The organism is Marinifaba aquimaris (genome assembly GCF_013328345.1).
Lineage (GTDB): Bacteria > Pseudomonadota > Gammaproteobacteria > Enterobacterales > Alteromonadaceae > Marinifaba > Marinifaba aquimaris.
Genome location: NZ_JABULX010000020.1, coordinates 44,741 through 61,087 on the forward strand (window position 1 = coordinate 44,741; position 16,347 = coordinate 61,087).

16 protein-coding genes are annotated in these 16,347 nt (G+C 39.1%); 6 read left to right on the top strand and 10 right to left on the bottom strand.

Features of this window, described 5'->3' with window-relative positions; genetic code table 11:
- Window positions 1-53 precede the first annotated feature (53 nt).
- Window positions 54-920, top strand: coding sequence for a PEP-CTERM sorting domain-containing protein (locus HR060_RS19785; protein WP_174200699.1), 867 nt, complete (start codon window positions 54-56; stop codon window positions 918-920).
- A gap of 376 nt (window positions 921-1,296) precedes the next feature.
- Here the strand turns inward: HR060_RS19785 and prsT are convergent, their stop codons facing one another.
- The 4 genes from prsT to HR060_RS12870 all read right to left on the bottom strand — a co-directional run bounded on the left by prsT (window position 1,297) and on the right by HR060_RS12870 (window position 5,658).
- Complete coding sequence (gene prsT, locus HR060_RS12855) at window positions 1,297-4,035, bottom strand: XrtA/PEP-CTERM system TPR-repeat protein PrsT (RefSeq protein ID WP_174200700.1); 2,739 nt, start codon at window positions 4,033-4,035, stop codon at window positions 1,297-1,299.
- A 76-nt stretch (window positions 4,036-4,111) separates the two neighbouring features.
- Window positions 4,112-4,561 carry a flavodoxin gene (locus HR060_RS12860; protein ID WP_174200701.1) on the bottom strand — a complete coding sequence of 150 codons (450 nt, stop codon included), beginning with the start codon at window positions 4,559-4,561 and terminating at the stop codon, window positions 4,112-4,114.
- A gap of 9 nt (window positions 4,562-4,570) precedes the next feature.
- Window positions 4,571-5,314, bottom strand: coding sequence for a tRNA pseudouridine(65) synthase TruC (truC, locus tag HR060_RS12865; RefSeq protein ID WP_174200702.1), 744 nt, complete (start codon window positions 5,312-5,314; stop codon window positions 4,571-4,573).
- Between the two features lie 2 nt (window positions 5,315-5,316).
- A complete protein-coding gene (locus tag HR060_RS12870) occupies window positions 5,317-5,658 on the bottom strand; it encodes a YqcC family protein (protein ID WP_174200703.1) in 342 nt (113 codons plus the stop codon).
- 98 nt (window positions 5,659-5,756) lie between these two features.
- Between HR060_RS12870 and HR060_RS12875 the strand changes: the two genes are divergently transcribed.
- Entirely contained in the window at window positions 5,757-6,845 is a 1,089-nt protein-coding gene (locus tag HR060_RS12875) for a DUF3549 family protein (protein WP_174200704.1), read from the top strand.
- Complete coding sequence (locus HR060_RS12880; RefSeq protein WP_217434928.1) at window positions 6,832-7,137, top strand: DUF3301 domain-containing protein; 306 nt, start codon at window positions 6,832-6,834, stop codon at window positions 7,135-7,137. The genes HR060_RS12875 and HR060_RS12880 overlap by 14 nt, the downstream gene beginning before the upstream one ends.
- An 18-nt stretch (window positions 7,138-7,155) precedes the next feature.
- On the opposite strand, the gene HR060_RS12885 is transcribed toward HR060_RS12880, so the two are convergent.
- The 3 genes from HR060_RS12885 to HR060_RS12895 form a co-directional block, all read right to left on the bottom strand.
- The gene (locus HR060_RS12885; protein ID WP_174200705.1) at window positions 7,156-9,483 is read right to left on the bottom strand and encodes an extracellular solute-binding protein; all 2,328 of its coding nucleotides are present in this window, start codon (window positions 9,481-9,483) and stop codon (window positions 7,156-7,158) included.
- A gap of 125 nt (window positions 9,484-9,608) precedes the next feature.
- The gene (locus tag HR060_RS12890) at window positions 9,609-11,693 is read right to left on the bottom strand and encodes a S8 family serine peptidase (protein ID WP_174200706.1); all 2,085 of its coding nucleotides are present in this window, start codon (window positions 11,691-11,693) and stop codon (window positions 9,609-9,611) included.
- Between the two features lie 444 nt (window positions 11,694-12,137).
- On the bottom strand, window positions 12,138-12,779 hold the full coding sequence (locus HR060_RS12895) for a lytic transglycosylase domain-containing protein (protein ID WP_174200707.1): 642 nt from the start codon (window positions 12,777-12,779) through the stop codon (window positions 12,138-12,140).
- Window positions 12,780-12,897: 118 nt separating this feature from the next.
- Here HR060_RS12895 and HR060_RS12900 point away from each other — a divergent pair, with 118 nt between their 5' ends.
- Genes HR060_RS12900 through HR060_RS12910 form a run of 3 tightly spaced genes read left to right on the top strand, consistent with a single transcriptional unit; the run spans window position 12,898 to window position 14,585 of the window.
- Window positions 12,898-13,458, top strand: a complete 561-nt coding sequence (locus HR060_RS12900; RefSeq protein ID WP_246283168.1) for a DUF2878 domain-containing protein — start codon at window positions 12,898-12,900, stop codon at window positions 13,456-13,458.
- Between the two features lie 3 nt (window positions 13,459-13,461).
- On the top strand, window positions 13,462-13,962 hold the full coding sequence (locus HR060_RS12905; RefSeq protein WP_174200709.1) for a chalcone isomerase family protein: 501 nt from the start codon (window positions 13,462-13,464) through the stop codon (window positions 13,960-13,962).
- 23 nt (window positions 13,963-13,985) lie between these two features.
- Window positions 13,986-14,585, top strand: coding sequence for a DUF3833 family protein (locus HR060_RS12910; RefSeq protein WP_174200710.1), 600 nt, complete (start codon window positions 13,986-13,988; stop codon window positions 14,583-14,585).
- 34 nt (window positions 14,586-14,619) lie between these two features.
- Here the strand turns inward: HR060_RS12910 and HR060_RS12915 are convergent, their stop codons facing one another.
- The 3 genes from HR060_RS12915 to HR060_RS12925 all read right to left on the bottom strand — a co-directional run bounded on the left by HR060_RS12915 (window position 14,620) and on the right by HR060_RS12925 (window position 16,339).
- Window positions 14,620-15,030, bottom strand: a complete 411-nt coding sequence (locus tag HR060_RS12915; RefSeq protein ID WP_174200711.1) for a hypothetical protein — start codon at window positions 15,028-15,030, stop codon at window positions 14,620-14,622.
- A 69-nt stretch (window positions 15,031-15,099) separates the two neighbouring features.
- Window positions 15,100-15,795, bottom strand: coding sequence for a hypothetical protein (locus HR060_RS12920; protein WP_174200712.1), 696 nt, complete (start codon window positions 15,793-15,795; stop codon window positions 15,100-15,102).
- Window positions 15,788-16,339: a sigma-70 family RNA polymerase sigma factor gene (locus HR060_RS12925; RefSeq protein ID WP_174200713.1), complete on the bottom strand. Its 552-nt coding sequence runs from the start codon at window positions 16,337-16,339 to the stop codon at window positions 15,788-15,790. Before HR060_RS12925 ends, HR060_RS12920 begins: the two co-directional genes overlap by 8 nt.
- Window positions 16,340-16,347 lie beyond the last annotated feature (8 nt).

Below are 16,347 nucleotides of genomic sequence, written 5' to 3' on the forward strand. Positions count from 1 at the left end.
CCATTTATAATGGATTGCTTTAATTAAATACATTGAAATTTAGGAGTTTAAAGGTGAAAAAGACATTATTATCTCTAGCATTAGTAGGTTTATTTTCAGCTTCAGCTAACGCTAGCCAAGTATACTTAGATGTTGGTGCTGACTTTGGTGGTAATTCAAACACTGCTGCCGGTGACAATACGACAGGCTGGATTGATGAAATTCAATTCCAATACGTTTCTAATTCTGTAATTGTAGACGAAGATGGTAGTTTCGACGCAATCGACCCTACAACTTTCATTTCTGCAGGCGATACAATCACAACAACAGGTGGTTTTATCGATGGTGATTTAAGCTCTGTTGCAAGTAACGGCATAACAAGCTTTATTCCTGACTCGGTATTTGGTGGTCCAAGTGATAACGGTCTTGGAACAAAAGCCTGGGGTTTAACTTTCCAATTAAACAATTTAATTGGTTCATTCGTTGACGAAGATACTATAGCTTACAACTCAGGTTCAATTGATGTGTACTACTGGGAAAGTACAATGACTGCAACTACAGATTTCATCGAAGTACTTACATTAGATGTTATTGGTGGCGGTCAAGATTTAACAGGTTCATTAGTTAACACTCGTGTTTCCAGCTTTGGTACTGACCAAATCAACGGCGTTGACGCAGGTGATGTATTCAATACTGAATTTGGTTCATTTGAAGATTACATTAACTCAGGTTTAGATATAGCAATTTACGGTATCTTAGACTTTAATGGATCAAACGCGGAGTTTGGCGGTCTAGGTCTTAAAGGTGGTAAAACCACTATCGAAGCATCTGCAGACCACGATGGTTCTTTAGAGTTCAGTGTTCCTGAACCAACTAGTATGGCTATCTTAGGCTTAGGTTTATTAGGCTTAGCTGGAGCAGCACGTCGTAAAAATGCTTAATAAAATTTAATTAAAAGACTTTGAAAAATACCCGCTTTACGCGGGTATTTTTTTATCTAGATTAAAGCTTTTTTGTTAGTACTGAGCCGACCTATAGCTCAAGACTACCTATAAATACCAGCGATTACTGTTTACTATTTACATCCCATTAATACGCGACTTTATTAAAAATAAGTCACAGATAGCGCGCAAGCTTGATTTATGGGCTTAAAACCTAATTTATAGAAGACTAAGACTTTTAGCTATTTAGACAATATGAAGTAAAGCTATTGGTGAGGAACTTTAAATGAAACAGTGTTTAAAACTATTTTTAGGTTAATGGTAAAAATAAAAGATTAAGGCCAACAACAAAGTCAGCCTCAATCAAGTTAAAAGCTTAAATCTGCTTTAATAGCTTATCAAATTCAGCTTTTTGCTCATTAGTAGGCTTATCAAAAGCTTCAACTACAGCAACCGCTTCATTTTTTCGATTAAGTTCTAATAGAGATTTTACTTTATTAACACTAATTGAAAAATTATTAGGCGCAATCGCCAATGCTTTATCATAAGCTTTCAAGCCTTGCTCTACTTTGCCATTAGCCAACAGTGCTTTAGCATATGTATCCAGTAGGTATGGATTTTTTGCATTCAACTCAGTTGCCTTGACGGCATAATCTAAAGCTTGCTTAGCGTCGCCATCTTCTAGGTTAATTGAAGCTAAATTATTGTAAGCGACAAAGTGACGAGAGCTCATTTTAATTAATTCTTGATAGAGCTTTTTAGCAACATCAGTGTTGCCTTGTCTGTAATTTGCATCAGCTAGAAGCGAATTAATCTGAACCGAGCTCTGATCTTTTTGATAATAAGTATCTAGTACTTCTATCGCTTGTAGCTCGATTCCTTGACGAATAGAGAGTTTGGCATAGTTGATGGTATTTACTTTTGTTGGCGCAATTTCATATGCCTTAGAGAACGAAAGCATGGCAGATGTTGGGTTATCATCATTTGAATGAATCATCCCCATCGTTCTGTGATATAAATCACTGTTTAATAAAGCAGATTGCTTGTTCAAGAATGCAACGTCATCTTTAAAAGCCTCCTCACCTATCATTGCCTGGAAATAAGTGCGATGAAGTCTCAAACCTACATTTTGCGGGAACGTTCTCAAGGTGCGATTAACTTGCGCTAACGCCTCATTAAATTGGCCTGTTAGTTGATAAAGGACTAATAGATCTTTAGTGGCAGCTAAGTTTCTACTGTATTTAGTCAGATACGTTTCAAGTAAATCTATCGCTTTTTGATAATCTCCATTGCGATAGTAAAGTGCAGACAAGCTGTATTGGATGTGATCAGGTGCATTGTCCGCCTGACTTAGCTTTTCCATTACCGAAATAGCTTTAGCTTTTTCTCCATGAGCAAGATAAAAAGTACTCAATGCTTGTTGATGAGGAACTGAGTTACTAAATTTTTCTTCAGTTAAAATAGCAAATACTTGGTCTTTATAGCGCTTATCTTGAGCTGATATATCTACAACATGGCTAAGAGCAGTCTTTTGAGCAGGACTTATTTTTAACGCTTCAGTGAATAGTTTAAAAGCTGCATCAAAATTAGACTTTTTAAATTCGACCAGGGCAATTTTTAATTTTGCTGATAAATTATCAGGCTCAGACTCTAATACTTTAGCACTCAACTCTTTAGCTTTTTCTAACTTATCCTGACGCATCATGATAGAAGCTTCGAGTAAAAGGCCTTTAACCAATTTATCTCCGCTTTGCCATTTATTAGCAATACCTAGAGCAGCATTAAAATCAGATTTAGCTAGGTAACTTGCAGCAAGAATTTCTTCCGCGGCACTAAAGTCTGCATCTTGCTCGAGTAGTTTCTCTAGCGAAGCGATGCCCGCTTCACCCTCATTCATTTTTAGTTGAATAACGGCTTGCTTAAATAAGTCAGCACTACTGTTTTGAGAAAGTAACTGTGCACTATCAAATAGTGCCTTTGCTTTGTCAGTCTCACCTGAAGCTAACATCTGATTACTAGCATCAAGTAGGAAAGATGAATCAAGTTGACCGGCTTCACTCAAGCGATTAATACTCACCATGGCCTCATCTTCATAGCCTAGGCGCATTTGTAAATCGATTAAGATATTATTGATAACATGATCCGGTTTGATAACCGTATGTACATTCATTAAGTGTTTATACGCTTGTTCAAAGTTACTGACTTTGTAACTACTAATACCCGCTGTAATTCGGTTTAAGTGAGAGTCTAAGCCGCTGTGAATTGCTTTTTCTGAGAAGCGTTTTGCATCTTCAAACTCAGATTTTCTAAATAACACCTGTGCGTATAACTGATTAACCAAAGCATTATTGGGGTTTGTCTTCACTAAACTATCGATAAGGGGCTCAGCTTGAGAAAAGTCTTGGTCTTTAACCAAACTTGAAGCTAAGTACATTGTAAAGGGCACATACTTTGGATAGCTATCTCTAAGAACGGTATATGCCTCAATGGCTAATGATTGCTTTTCTGGTAGAACACCTAACTGACCTTTAAGTAATAAAGCGTCGATATTATTAGGGTTATCAGACAACACGGTTAACACACGTTTTTCAGCTTCAGCGAACTCTGTTTTTTCAATTGCTAGGTAAGCTTGTGAAAGCAAAGAGTATTCATCTGGCATCGTTTCAGATAACTTAGTAAAGCGGTCAATAGCCTCTTGTAGACGAAACTCTTTTAAATCAATCACTGCAGAATAATACTGAGCAAGACGATTTTCAGGATGAATTTCTTGTAACTGAATTAATGCACTGTAATTTTGCGCTAAATAGTGAGAACGAACTAAATAATCGATAACGGTTTGATCGTTTGGTGAAAGGTTATAAGCAGCTTTAAACTCTTTTTCGGCTCTTGCCATAAAGCCTTGCTCATAATATAGCTTGGCCAGTAAAGTTCTAGCTTCAAAGTCGCGATTGTTTTTTCTGATCGCATTTTTGAGTTCAATTTCAGCAGCTTTAATTTCATTCCCCGCTAAATGATTTTTAGCGGCTGATAAATGCTCTTCGAAACTTTTTTCTCCGCAAGCTAAAATACTACTCAGCAAAGTAGCTGCAATCAGAGATTTACCGTATTTGTTCATTTTTCATTCCCTTTAAAACTGAGCGAATATCAGTAAAACATTCGCTACAAATAGTGCTTATATAGTTGTTATTAAATTAGCAATCTGCAATAAAATCGTTTAACCAGTTAGCTGAATACTCAACCGGTTCCATCGTTTCACAGGCATCAATTTCAAGCTTCTCTTGTAATGACGTTGCCATCAGTTCTTTCATCAGCGCATCAAACTGCTTACCAGCCCCACAAAAGCTATCATGATAACTCGAATCGCCCATTGCGATAATACCATACTTCAACTGGCTTAAATTTGGAAACTCATCCTTCAACGCTTGGTACGTATCCACTAAGTTAGGTGGAACATCTCCTTGACCAGTAGTTGATGTAATTATAAGCCAAGCATCTGCGTTAAAATCCTTGACAGACGCTAACCCCGCGTCATTGAAAAGCTCGCATTCAAGGCCTTTATTCGATAATTCACTGATAGCATGTTCAGCTAATTCTTCAGCTGCTCCGTAGACAGAGCCTACCAACACGGCAATTTTACTCATGAGTGTCTCTTATAAATTATTTAATATTTCAGGATTAAAACCCGCTATTTCTAACATGGTTTTATAGCTTTTATCAAAGTTAGCTTTAAATGATAGCAACGCCCCCGTTCTCGGGTGAGGAATTTCCATTTTCAGGGCGTGTAAAGCCAACCTGCAGGTGTCGTCAGTATTTTTGAAATAACGATTGTACTTATTATCACCATAGTTAACATCGTACATAATTGGATGACGTAAGTGAGCTAAGTGTCTTCTAATTTGATGCTTGCGGCCATGCTTAGGTTCTAGGTGGACCAAACTAAACCGAGACTCTGGATAGCGGTTAATCTCAACGTCGATTGTTGCAGTTGCTATTCGCTCAAACGCCGTCACCGCATCTTTGGGTTCAGGTACTTTGCTAGCATCTTTATCTGCAATTTTATCGAGCTGTTCAGTTAACGGGTAATCAATCACCCCAGATTGCGGCATAAATCCGCGGCAAAGGGCAATATAGTGCTTTTGTACTTTGTGCTCTGCAATCGCCTGAGACATGGTACGAGCGTTTTCGCTCGATAACCCCATAACAAGTACACCTGAAGTGGGCCTATCCAACCTGTGAATTGGATAGACGTATTGACCAATTTGGTCTCTGACTTTTTGCAGTGCAAATTCGGTTTCATGCCTATCAATCATCGACCTGTGCACTAAAAGGCCAGAAGGTTTATTTACCGCGACTAAATCTTCGTCTTGGTAAATAATTTCTAAAGGTTCAGACACGACTAATTAGCTTTATCCACATTGACAAATAGCTTGTCTAAATCGTCAAGTACTTCCAATAAAGGTGCTTTTTCTTCTAAGCTGCCTTTATACGCTTCCTCAGCCATTGGGACTATACTCATCTCTACCGGTAATTCGACGTTTTCTTCAATACAAAAACGAAGTTTGGCGATAAAAATCCATTGAAGCCACTGCTCGTAGCTCATCGTATCAACACAAAATGGTGCTTCACTCATAAACGCTTTGGGTTCAGGTGGGCTATCTTGCCATAAGCCAATTTCTTTCATGACTTGTTCAAGTTTATCGAGCAATTTAGCAAGTATTTCTGGTGAAAGTTTCTGCATAACGGATTTCTTCTTATTGTTCTACAAAATAACTGCCCCACTATACCTGATTTATAGATATAATCACGCTTAACTCGAAGCAAGAATTAAACTTAAAGATGTCTCAACCAGAACACATTAATACTATTTATGAAATGTTGGCTATCAGCGACTGCGAATACAAAGTATTTGATATTGGTCGCCGAGTACAGGAAATTGACAACCAGAGTTTTGAACAGTTTGAACAAGCACAACTGGCTTACCCTTATCCTATCCAACAGAGTGCCCGCTTTGCATTAATTTATTGGACTAAAGAGAACAAACACAACCCATTTATTTGGTTTTTAAATCTTGCGCTGGATGAAGAGGGCTTATTAAATTTAGGCACTCGTAATCACTTTTTATCAATTATCACCGAAGCATTAGGCCAGCAATTTGCTCAAGTTGATGAAAATGGTGAGCAACAAAGCTTGCCTGACAATCCGTATATCAAAGCACCAGATGAGAAAAAACTGGCGATTTTAAACGCTAAGCTAAAACGCTTCTTTGTTCAGCCGATGAGTAAAGCGTATCAAGATTGTGTGCAATTTTTCGAACAACCTAACGACCAAGATTGGCGCCAATTGACAGTGCAAGGCTTAGCTGATTTTTGTGCCCAGCTCGATAACCCATCTAACAGACAAAAGCTCGAAGCTTGTTATTTCGATTTGCCTCATCAATTACAATCAGAACTGGCAGCTATTATCGAACACAACTCCATTTCACGCGCATTAATGCGTAGATTAGTAAAAAAAGCGGCAACTATTTTAGCAACACCTAGAGACATTGATGATGTCGATGCTTTTAACAGACAATCAACAGAACTTATTACTTGCCTTCGAACACTTTCTAGCTGCGCAGCAGACAGTGAAGTAAGAGATTTTATCAGCGCGTTATTTAAGCATGAATTTGGCTTATCACCTGATGTGCTTTCAGTCTTAACAGCACGCTTGTGGTTAGCCTTTGATGATGAAGATATGTTGCTTTTATTGTTAGAGCATATTGCTAGCCATCCACAACATTATGTGTTTAATGCTTTATTTGCGGATATTGTCGCAATACCTTGTTTAAGAACACGTGTTTTCCCATTACTAAGAGATGCGAACAAGTTGCCTAAAACCCGTATCGCATTAACAAAAATGGTACAGGCTGATCATGCAACTCACTGATATTCTAACGTTTGCAATTGTATTAGCTGTAGTAGCACAATTTTGGCGTTTAAGGCAGCAAGCTGAAATTGCAGTAGCTTCAGCTAAACACTATTGTAAACAAAACCAAGTTCAATACATCGCATGTGCGCGAATCAAAACCCAACTTAAGTTCTTCGGAAAGAGCTTACTTTATTGGCAAAGTACTTACCTATTTGAATTCAGTGGTAATGGAGAGGATAAAGTCAAAGGCGAGTTGGTGTTAGAAAACAGCCGAGTCATTTCAATTGAAGCAGAGGCTTACCGAATCTAGGTAAGCCTCTGATAAAAGTTAAACTAAATGTTTAGCAAAGCGGTTAACCACTGATTCTGGTGCTTCATTACTCTGCCAAATGGCAAACACAGCGTCGATGAAGGCATTCTTCTGCTTATCTTCAAGTGCCATGTTATGAACCCAAGACGGCACAAGAGTTGATTTATTAGCAGCCTCGCTAAATGCTTTGTGCGTTGATTTACCATAGCCATCAAATTGACTAACATCACAATCCAAGCGTGAAGGTAAACTGCCCTTTTGCTTGTTATAAGCAGCTTGCCCATCTTTACTCATGAGTATTTCAGCGAGGGCTGATTGAGCTTTGATACGATCACCTTCTTGCTGTTTAAACATCAAGAAAGTATCCGCAGCATAACTAAATTCGTTATTTTGGTTAGGTAGTGGCCAGTAATAGTAATCTTTATCGATTTGCATACCACCAGCATCCAATTCACCTTTAGCCCAGTCCCCCATAATCTGAATCGCCGCTTTGCGATTAACAATATCGGCACTGACAAGCGTAAAATCACGGCCAACTGTATCAACAGAGCAATAGTCTTTTAACCGTTTGAAAATCTTCAGTACTTTAATCATTTCACTGCTAGTCAAAGCACTTCTATCGAGCTGACTAAAGGCTTTTTGATACCATGTTGCTCCGCCAACAGCTAATGCTACTGATTCAAATACAGTGGCAATCTGCCAAGGCTCTTCACTATGAGCGATAGGTGTGATGCCTCTATCCATTAAGGCATCACATAATTTAAAGAAATCGTCCCATGTATTAGGTGCAGCATTAAAGCCTACTAATTTAACTAGATCGGCATTTATCCAACAAATATTGCATCGTGCCACACTGACAATCGCTGCGCTTAACTTTCCATCAACCGTGGCCATTTCAGCAAGTTGCTTAGGTAGTGCTTTTTTCCAAGCTTGCTTTTGTGCTAATTGAGATAAATCTGCCAGTACATTTTTACCTGCCCAGTTTCTCACTTTAATACCAGCAATAGCCGCTGCAGTGGGTGCTTGCTTTGCTCTAATTGCCCTATTCGTCTCAGCAATAATGTCATTGCAGGCTTTAGCATCATACCAATGATGCCCCTTGGCAATGAGCTTAGCTTTGATTTCAGCAATTGCCCTCGCATCACCACCAGAGGTCCAACCGTGAAGTACATTAATATCAGATAACGGTAAGTCTTGAGTAATTTCTTTTAACCGAGCCGTTCTTACCTGAACGGTTTGAATTTCACGAATGTTTAATTCAAGCGCTTTGCGATTCGCAAGACTCATCACATCTAGCTTCTCAGAAGACTTAGCAATCCCTTCACTGGCTTGCATTTGATGGCTTGTTGCATCGGCAATAGCTGAAACTAAACCAACAACTGTGTGCATCTTCTCGCCAACAGCAAGCATTTTTTCCCGCGCTAACTGGGCTTGTTCAGCACCAGATACGACTTCGTGATGGGTTTGGTCAAGCGATGAAACCGCCTTATGCGTTTGTGTGGTAACTAAATTAATCAGTTCACTAATTTCTAATGTGGCATCCGTTGTACGAGATGCCAAACTTCTCACCTCATCTGCAACCACTGAAAAGCCACGGCCTTGCTCACCTGCACGGGCAGCCTCAATTGCAGCATTTAGTGCGAGTAAATTAGTTTGATCGGCAATCGACTTAACCTCAGTGGCAATATGTGCAATTTTTTCGGTTGTTTTTTCTAACCCGGACATAGTTGCTGCCAACTCAGACATATTTTCAGCCGTGGTATTAATTTCTTGTGAAGCTTTTTGCACCACATCCGCACTTGATATCGATATCTGATGCGCTTCTTCCACCTGCTGATTTACGTTCGCGGCATCTTCTGCAACCTGATGAATTTGAGTAGTGATCTCTTTTATAGAGCGTACCGTGTTCGAGGTATGCTTATTTTGCTCATCAGCATCTCTGATTAACTGGGCTGTCATTTGCTCCAGTTCTTTTTCTTCATTACATTGAGATTCTATTTCTCGCTGTACTCTGCGCAAAGAGCCTAAAACATTATCCATCAGCTTATTAAAGCCACTGGAAAAAGATGAATCATTCGGCAAACGAGTATACAAGTCGATTTGATTTTCAGAAGATACTGCAGATGTACTGACACCTGGTTGAGTCAGCTTTTGAATAATAAAAAATGTTGAAGCTGTGGCTAAAGAGGCTATCACAGAAAAGAAAAAGAAATACCAGCCACTGGTGATCATATCTGTAGATAAATAAATGATTAAAAAGAAAATAAATGAAATTACAAAACTACCCAACGCTAATTGAATAAACATGGTAGGTACTGCTGGTGAGGACGTTTGATTAGATGACATATACCGCCTGTTATTTTTATCACATATAGAGATATAAGATAGGCAAAAAACCTTTGCTATACAAATAAAAAAGCCCTGATAAATTGATTTATCAGGGCTTTCACTACAACAGTATTATAAAAATATTACTGACAAGTTTTTACTTCTGTCCATACTGACCAACGACCTGAGTTTTCAGCAGGGCTTTGGTTACGTGTCCACCAGTTTGCCTCATAAACTTTACCGTTTTGCTGAGCTTGGTCACCTTTTAGGTATGTACTGCTTGCAGACCATGCCGCAACAGCACCGCAATCACCGCCACCAGTGTTACCAGCAGATACCGTTACTTGCATTGATTTACTTGATGTTAGACCTTCAGCATCTTCAACAACTAGTGTCACGTTGTAGCTACCATCAGCAGCATAAGTGTGTGAAGGGTTAGCAGAAATTGAGCTTGCACCGTCACCGAAGTTCCAGCTGTAAGCGACTACACCTTTGTCATCTGACGCATTTTGGTTGAAGCTAACTGTTAAATCACTTGCTGTGTAGCTGAAATCAGAAACAGGTGCCTGGTTAGTGTCACCACCACCGTTGTCACCGCCTGTGCATTCAGAAACGCGTTTCCAAACATTTGAGAATACATCAGGTTGTGCGCCTGTTGACCACCAAATCGCCTCAAACTTGTAGTTTTTGTAAGATACTAGATCACCAAAACCGTAAGAAGTAGATACAGACCAAGGCTCTAAACCGTCACAGCCTTTAGGCGGTTCAATTACATCTGTTGAAATCACAACTTGCTGGCTAGATGTGTTCGCTAAACCTTCAGCATCTTTAACCGTTAAGCTAACTGTGTAAGTACCGTCTTGCGAATAAGTGTGGCTTGGGTTTGCACTAGAAGATGAAGCACCATCACCAAACGACCATGCATGACTTGCTACACCTTTATCATCAGTTGAACTGTCACTGAACGATACTGACTTACCATTCACTTGATAGCTGAATTTAGCTACAGGTGCTATGTTACCCGTTGTACCACAGCTGCTGTTTTCTAAATAATCGTACGCAGCTTTTGCTTGTACGATACCGTAGCCGTATGAATTATCGCGACCAGGCGTGCCTTTATCTTTAGCAGTGCTGTTTAGTGCATCACGAATTTGTTGGTTAGAACATTCTGGAAAGTTACCCCAAACTAATGCCGCAACACCTGAAACATGTGGTGTTGCCATTGACGTACCTGAAATTGATTTATAACCATTGTTATTCCAAGTTGAGTTAACACCTACACCTGGTGCTGCAATTTCAACGTACTGGTTATACTGTGAGAAGCTCGCTTTATTTTCACTTGAATCAACTGCCGCTACCGACATAACGATGTCATAAGATGCAGGGTAAGAAATACTTGAGTTACCGTCGTTACCCGCAGCAGCGATTGATAAAACACCAGCATTATGTGCATTTTGGAAAGCGTTGCGTTCAGTTGTTGATGAACCACCACCACCTAAACTCATACTGATAACGTTACTGCCAGCTTGAACACAGCGGTTAACCGCATCTGCTAAATCTGAACCATAAGCCCAAGTACCTTGGTCATTGAATACTTTTACAATGTGTAGGCCTAAGTTACCAGAGCGGTTAACACCAACAACACCTTGGCCATTACCACCGATTGCAGCAATGGTACCTGCTACGTGCGTACCGTGACTGTTACCATCTTCGTACCAATTACCCGCACCAGCCATTGCGTAACCCGTTACGCCTGATGAATATAAATCTGGGTGGTCTAGTTTATAACCCGAGTCAACAATACAAACTTTGCGATTTGCACTACCTGCATCAGGCACCTGAAGCGCTTGTACCATGTTGATCCCGTAAGGCGTCGATTCAGCGTATAAATAACGCTTTGGATCCACTTCAATGTATTCTACGTTTTCGTTTTGACTTAATTCTGCGTGTTGAGCTGGCGTTAGTTCTACTGCCATTGCATTAACTTGTGGTAGTGCTCTTGCCACTTCTAAGTTTGCTGCATCAGCCGTTTGTTGAAGCATAAACGATTTTGCTTCAAGTAAGTTCATGCCATCTTGTTGTAATTGAAATTGTGAAACGTTTGAATCTTTCATTTTAACAATATAACGCGTTGTCTCCTCTTGAGCCCATGCGCTATTTGTGATGCCAGCAATAGCCAATGCTAAAATATTCAGCTTGGCAATTTTTGATTTAGTGATTGTAGACATTCGTGTGTTCCTCTAGCCATTTTATTTTTTTAGTGCTTGTCCAAAATTGCTACAACGGGTTCATAGTTCAATTAAACAAAGTTGCTTTTAATTAACGGACCTCAACAGCAAGCAGTCGAAATTTAGACCTTTGTCAGGGTTAAAATCAACCATGTAAAAAAACGAAACTACGTAATGAATGCGGGGTTTATCGCTCAAAAAAAAGTCTATGTAAACCAAATGTTACACACATAAAATAGATCGGATATTAATAAGATTTACCAATAAAAACAGTAATATAAATTTAATAAAATAGATTTATTACGATCATAAACAGTAGGTAAAAAACTAGGCCTAAGATGCTTTTTTTAAACTATGTTTCTTATGTTAATTTATTATTAACAATTGAAACAAGTTACTAAAAAGTCAACTGGTCAGATCTGTTATAGATTCAATAAGATCGTCTTATATCTGAATAAGCTCATGTCTGCGATAACGTTTCAATAAAATATTGACGCGTCGTACATATGCTTTAGTTTCTTTGTAAGGTGGAATACCATCATAACGGCTCACAGCTGTCGGCCCTGCATTGTAAGCGGCAGTTGCAAGAGCCGTGTTATTATTAAACCTTTTCAATAACTTAGCTAAATAAGCAGTACCCGCATTAATGTTTTCTGCAACATGGTATGGGTCATCAACGCCTAGAGAGTCTGCCGTTTTCGGCATAAGTTGCATTAGCCCAGCAGCACCTTTTTTAGACGTAGCCCCTGGCCTAAACGCAGATTCAGCATGGATGACCGCCCTGATAAGAGCAGGTTCTACTCTGTGAGTTCTGCTGGCTGATAAAATGTATTCGTTATATTTATCGGGAAAAAGTGGGATCTTGTACCAGTTGATCTGAGATTCAGGGATGCAAGCATAACAATCAAAACGAAGCACAGTGTATTGACGGGCTTCTGGTGCTCGGTCGCTAAAAGACACGACACCGTTTTTTTCGGTAAATTGATAAACCTTATAATTGCTCGCATCACAATTTAAGGCTGGTAATAAAACCGTTAAGTAAATAGCCCTCAAAGCATAGCCAAGACTATTCAATTTAACTTTCATATCGAATACCTAACAAAACACACCTTATTTATCTTAATTGAGTTTCTGCGATTTTGTAATCTAAAGCGCCAAGCACAACGTAATAGTAATCAGTTGCAATAAAATGATCTGCTATAAAATGCTCAAGCTAATATCCTTCTACAATAATCCCTGGTTCAACCTTCTATGGTTTAAAACCATATGGTTCGCTGCGGTTGTCTTTCAAGATCAGATCACATCATTGCTATTCATTGTTTTTTTATTTCACTTCGCGCTTAGTATAAAAAAATTTACCGAGTTAACTGTCATGCTCGCCATAGGATTAATTGGCTGTTTTGTTGATGGTTCGCTTATTGCGCTCGGTCTTTTACCTTTACCAGAACAAAGCTTAGGCTTTTTCTTTATCCCAAACTGGCTATTGTTTATTTGGCTAGCATTCGCAACTACATTGATCAGAGTATTAAAGCCATTAGATAACCACCTAAAAATAGCCGCTTTGCTAGGCGCCATTTTTGGACCTGTCAGTTATTCGATGGGTATCAACCTTTCCAATCCAGACTTAGCAAATACGAATATCCACTTTACCGTCTCACTTGCATTCACTTGGGCTATTTTATTCCCGTTATTGTTGAGAGTGGGCAATTTGATCTATGGACACACTAAATACTACGATTTAAACAGCTTAAAACCACAGGACTAACCAATGCGTAGATGCGCTTCGTTACTTATACTTTTATTCGCTACTCACACAACGGTATTAGCCAGTAGCCAAACTCAATTCAGATCAGTCGGACAAGCTGAGTTAAGCTTGATGTTTTGGTCTATTTATACTTCAGAACTATTTACCCACAATGGACAATACCAACGAGGACAAAGACCGCTTAAATTCACTATAAATTACAACATTGATGTCAAAGCAGCAGACTTAATTGAAAAAACGCATGAAGAGTGGGACAAACAATCCCTCAAGCATCCAAATAAGGAACAATGGACATCATCACTTACCAACATTTGGCCCAACCTCAAAGAAGGCGATCAGCTTAGCTTGTTAATCACAGAAAACAACACGAGCATCTTTTACCTCAATAGCCAAGAAATAGGTCAAATTGAAGACCCAGATTTCGGCCAGTTTTTTATCGATATCTGGCTCTCAGAAAAAACCAGCCGTCCTGAACTCAGACGTTCGTTGATTGGTAAAAAATAACGCTCAATATTCAAGGATATAATATGAATAAAAGCCCTCTACTCTTTTTGCTACCTCTTATTGCAAGCTGTAGCAGTAGTATTAAAGACCACGAAATCGAACACCCTAAGTTTATATTAGAGCGTTACTTTGATGGGCAAATTATCGCTCATGGCATTGTGCAAGACTATTCAAATAAGCTCACTCGGCATTTTTGCGTTGAAATCAACGCAAGCTGGCAACAAAACGATGGCAATTTGATCGGCACCCTAGATGAAGAGTTCTACTTTAACGATGGCGAGCGCCAAAATCGTATTTGGACGATAGAAAAATTACCCGCAGGAGATCAATATCAATACAGGGGGTTGGCAAATGATGTCCCTGAATATGCGTATGGAAAAGTGCAAGGTAATGCCTTTCACTGGCAATACAACCTAACCATTCCAATCAAAGACGACTCGGGTCAGAGTGCTGATTATGAATTTGCCATTGATGACTGGTTGTATCAACTTAACAACGCTCATGTTTTTAATCGAACAAAACTCATTAAATTCGGTATGACATTAGGCGAGATCAGCATATTTTTTGATAAGGCAACACCTCATCAATCTTGTGAAAAATCAACAACAAAAAAGGCGACTTAATGTCGCCTTAGTACCATGTATATTAATATTTAAATTAATCTAAACGCTTCCATACTTCTAATTCGACGCGTTTGCCGTCTCTGAAGCGCTCTTTAGTCCAAGTATCACCTTCAACTTTGTACTGAAATTTATAAACCCCACCATCTTCTAGTGGATAAGAGGCTTTTTCTGGTGTCTCAGTATAAATACCGTTTTTTGCAGTGTAAGAGCCTGCTCCTGCAGCCCAAAATGACGGTTTTTCACCCTGGTGGCTGACAGTGATAAAACTAAAGTTACCATCAGAAAGCACCTTAGTTGCAGCTAATTTTTTCTTTTGATAGTTAGTAACCTGACCTTGGCCATCAATATATTCACCAGACATTAATGTCCAAGAACCGGTTAAATCAGAGGCCACCACATTCATACTTAATAATGCACTTGATAAAAGCATTGCTGTTTTTTTCATTATTTTCCCTTTGTTTTATATAACAACTACTTATACATCCAGACTAATCTAGCTAAGGCCGATATTCAATCAAGAATTACAACGAACAAGAGCGGGCACTTCACTGTCAAGAGTATGAATAGCCATGATTGCGCCATTGGCATCGACAACGACACCAGCAAGTTGCCCTTGCTTAGCATTATTAATTAAACGCTCAAAATCACTTCGCTTGGTATAATCAATTTTCTCAAGTAATTGTGTCTTAGCGACCAGCTGACCTTGTTGGCAAAAATCGATATACCAACTCCCTTCTCTCTTGGCCAATAAAGCAAGATGCACTTGCGATTGATAGGTACTTGTATGGATATGCTTAGATGCAAAATATTCAAGCTGCTGCTTAAGGGCTCGATTAATTTCTAAGCTTGACTTTAAAGGTGCCTGTGGGGCTATTTCTCGCATCTTTTTAGCAACAGCAGACTCAATAATAGCTTGTTCAGATGACGATGCGTCACCTTGATTTATCTCGCTTTGATAAACCACAATAGCATTAGGTAATTGATGATTTTGAGGTAAAAACTGCCACGTTTGCCAACCAATAAATACGACAAATAGCAGACTCAGTAATGCAAAATCAGAGCGTCTTAAATAGGCTTTATTAACCTTTTTCTGCTTGTGGTAGGCATCCTTAGCTACAGAGATGATCTGTTGCTTATTACTATCAGGTAAACGCTGTTTTTGAGCCTCAAAGTGCTCAGTTAAAGCTTGCTCTAAATTGTCCTTACTCATTTTCATTCACCCAACTCTCTTTCAATTGCGCTCTGGCATAACGCAATCGTGTTTTAATTGTTTCACCGTTTGTTTGGCAAATTTCACTGATCTCACTAATGCTAAAACCTGCTTGCTGTAAGCACAGCGCTTCTTTTTGTAAAAAGGGTAACTGCGCAATAAACAGCCCTAGCTGTCTACTTTTTTCTTGCGGGCAATTTTTCTGAACAACTGAGTTTTTCGCATCATCAAACTCGATATGATCTTTTTGCTTTCTCAATTCGTCAATTAATAGGCACCGAGCCATCTTAAACAACCAGTATTTAAATTGCCCCTGTTGACGATATAGATGACGCTTTTCAATGACCTTTATCCAAGTTAATTGACTCACATCAGCAGCCAGTTCTGCATCACACTGACACACTAAAAAGCGATACAAGGGATCGGAATACTGGCTAATGAGTACTTCAAGTAATTCCACTTTCGCGGTTTGGCTGTATTCAAGCATTATTTGCTCAGGCGTTTTATCTTCTGTAAACCAGCCTTTAAGTAAGGTCAAAATCATAGGCATTC

What these genes read in the sequence shown, in the direction of transcription:
- HR060_RS12920 (WP_174200712.1), bottom strand. Translation starts at nt 15,795, where the DNA reads ATGAGTAAGGACAATTTAGAGCAAGCTTTAACTGAGCACTTTGAGGCT.
- prsT (WP_174200700.1), bottom strand. Translation starts at nt 4,035, where the DNA reads ATGAACAAATACGGTAAATCTCTGATTGCAGCTACTTTGCTGAGTAGT.
- HR060_RS12880 (WP_217434928.1), top strand. Translation starts at nt 6,832, where the DNA reads ATGCAACTCACTGATATTCTAACGTTTGCAATTGTATTAGCTGTAGTA.
- HR060_RS12885 (WP_174200705.1), bottom strand. Translation starts at nt 9,483, where the DNA reads ATGTCATCTAATCAAACGTCCTCACCAGCAGTACCTACCATGTTTATT.
- HR060_RS12870 (WP_174200703.1), bottom strand. Translation starts at nt 5,658, where the DNA reads ATGCAGAAACTTTCACCAGAAATACTTGCTAAATTGCTCGATAAACTT.
- HR060_RS12860 (WP_174200701.1), bottom strand. Translation starts at nt 4,561, where the DNA reads ATGAGTAAAATTGCCGTGTTGGTAGGCTCTGTCTACGGAGCAGCTGAA.
- HR060_RS12900 (WP_246283168.1), top strand. Translation starts at nt 12,898, where the DNA reads ATGCTCAAGCTAATATCCTTCTACAATAATCCCTGGTTCAACCTTCTA.
- HR060_RS12910 (WP_174200710.1), top strand. Translation starts at nt 13,986, where the DNA reads ATGAATAAAAGCCCTCTACTCTTTTTGCTACCTCTTATTGCAAGCTGT.
- HR060_RS12915 (WP_174200711.1), bottom strand. Translation starts at nt 15,030, where the DNA reads ATGAAAAAAACAGCAATGCTTTTATCAAGTGCATTATTAAGTATGAAT.
- HR060_RS12875 (WP_174200704.1), top strand. Translation starts at nt 5,757, where the DNA reads ATGTCTCAACCAGAACACATTAATACTATTTATGAAATGTTGGCTATC.
- HR060_RS12890 (WP_174200706.1), bottom strand. Translation starts at nt 11,693, where the DNA reads ATGTCTACAATCACTAAATCAAAAATTGCCAAGCTGAATATTTTAGCA.
- HR060_RS12895 (WP_174200707.1), bottom strand. Translation starts at nt 12,779, where the DNA reads ATGAAAGTTAAATTGAATAGTCTTGGCTATGCTTTGAGGGCTATTTAC.
- HR060_RS12905 (WP_174200709.1), top strand. Translation starts at nt 13,462, where the DNA reads ATGCGTAGATGCGCTTCGTTACTTATACTTTTATTCGCTACTCACACA.
- HR060_RS12925 (WP_174200713.1), bottom strand. Translation starts at nt 16,339, where the DNA reads ATGATTTTGACCTTACTTAAAGGCTGGTTTACAGAAGATAAAACGCCT.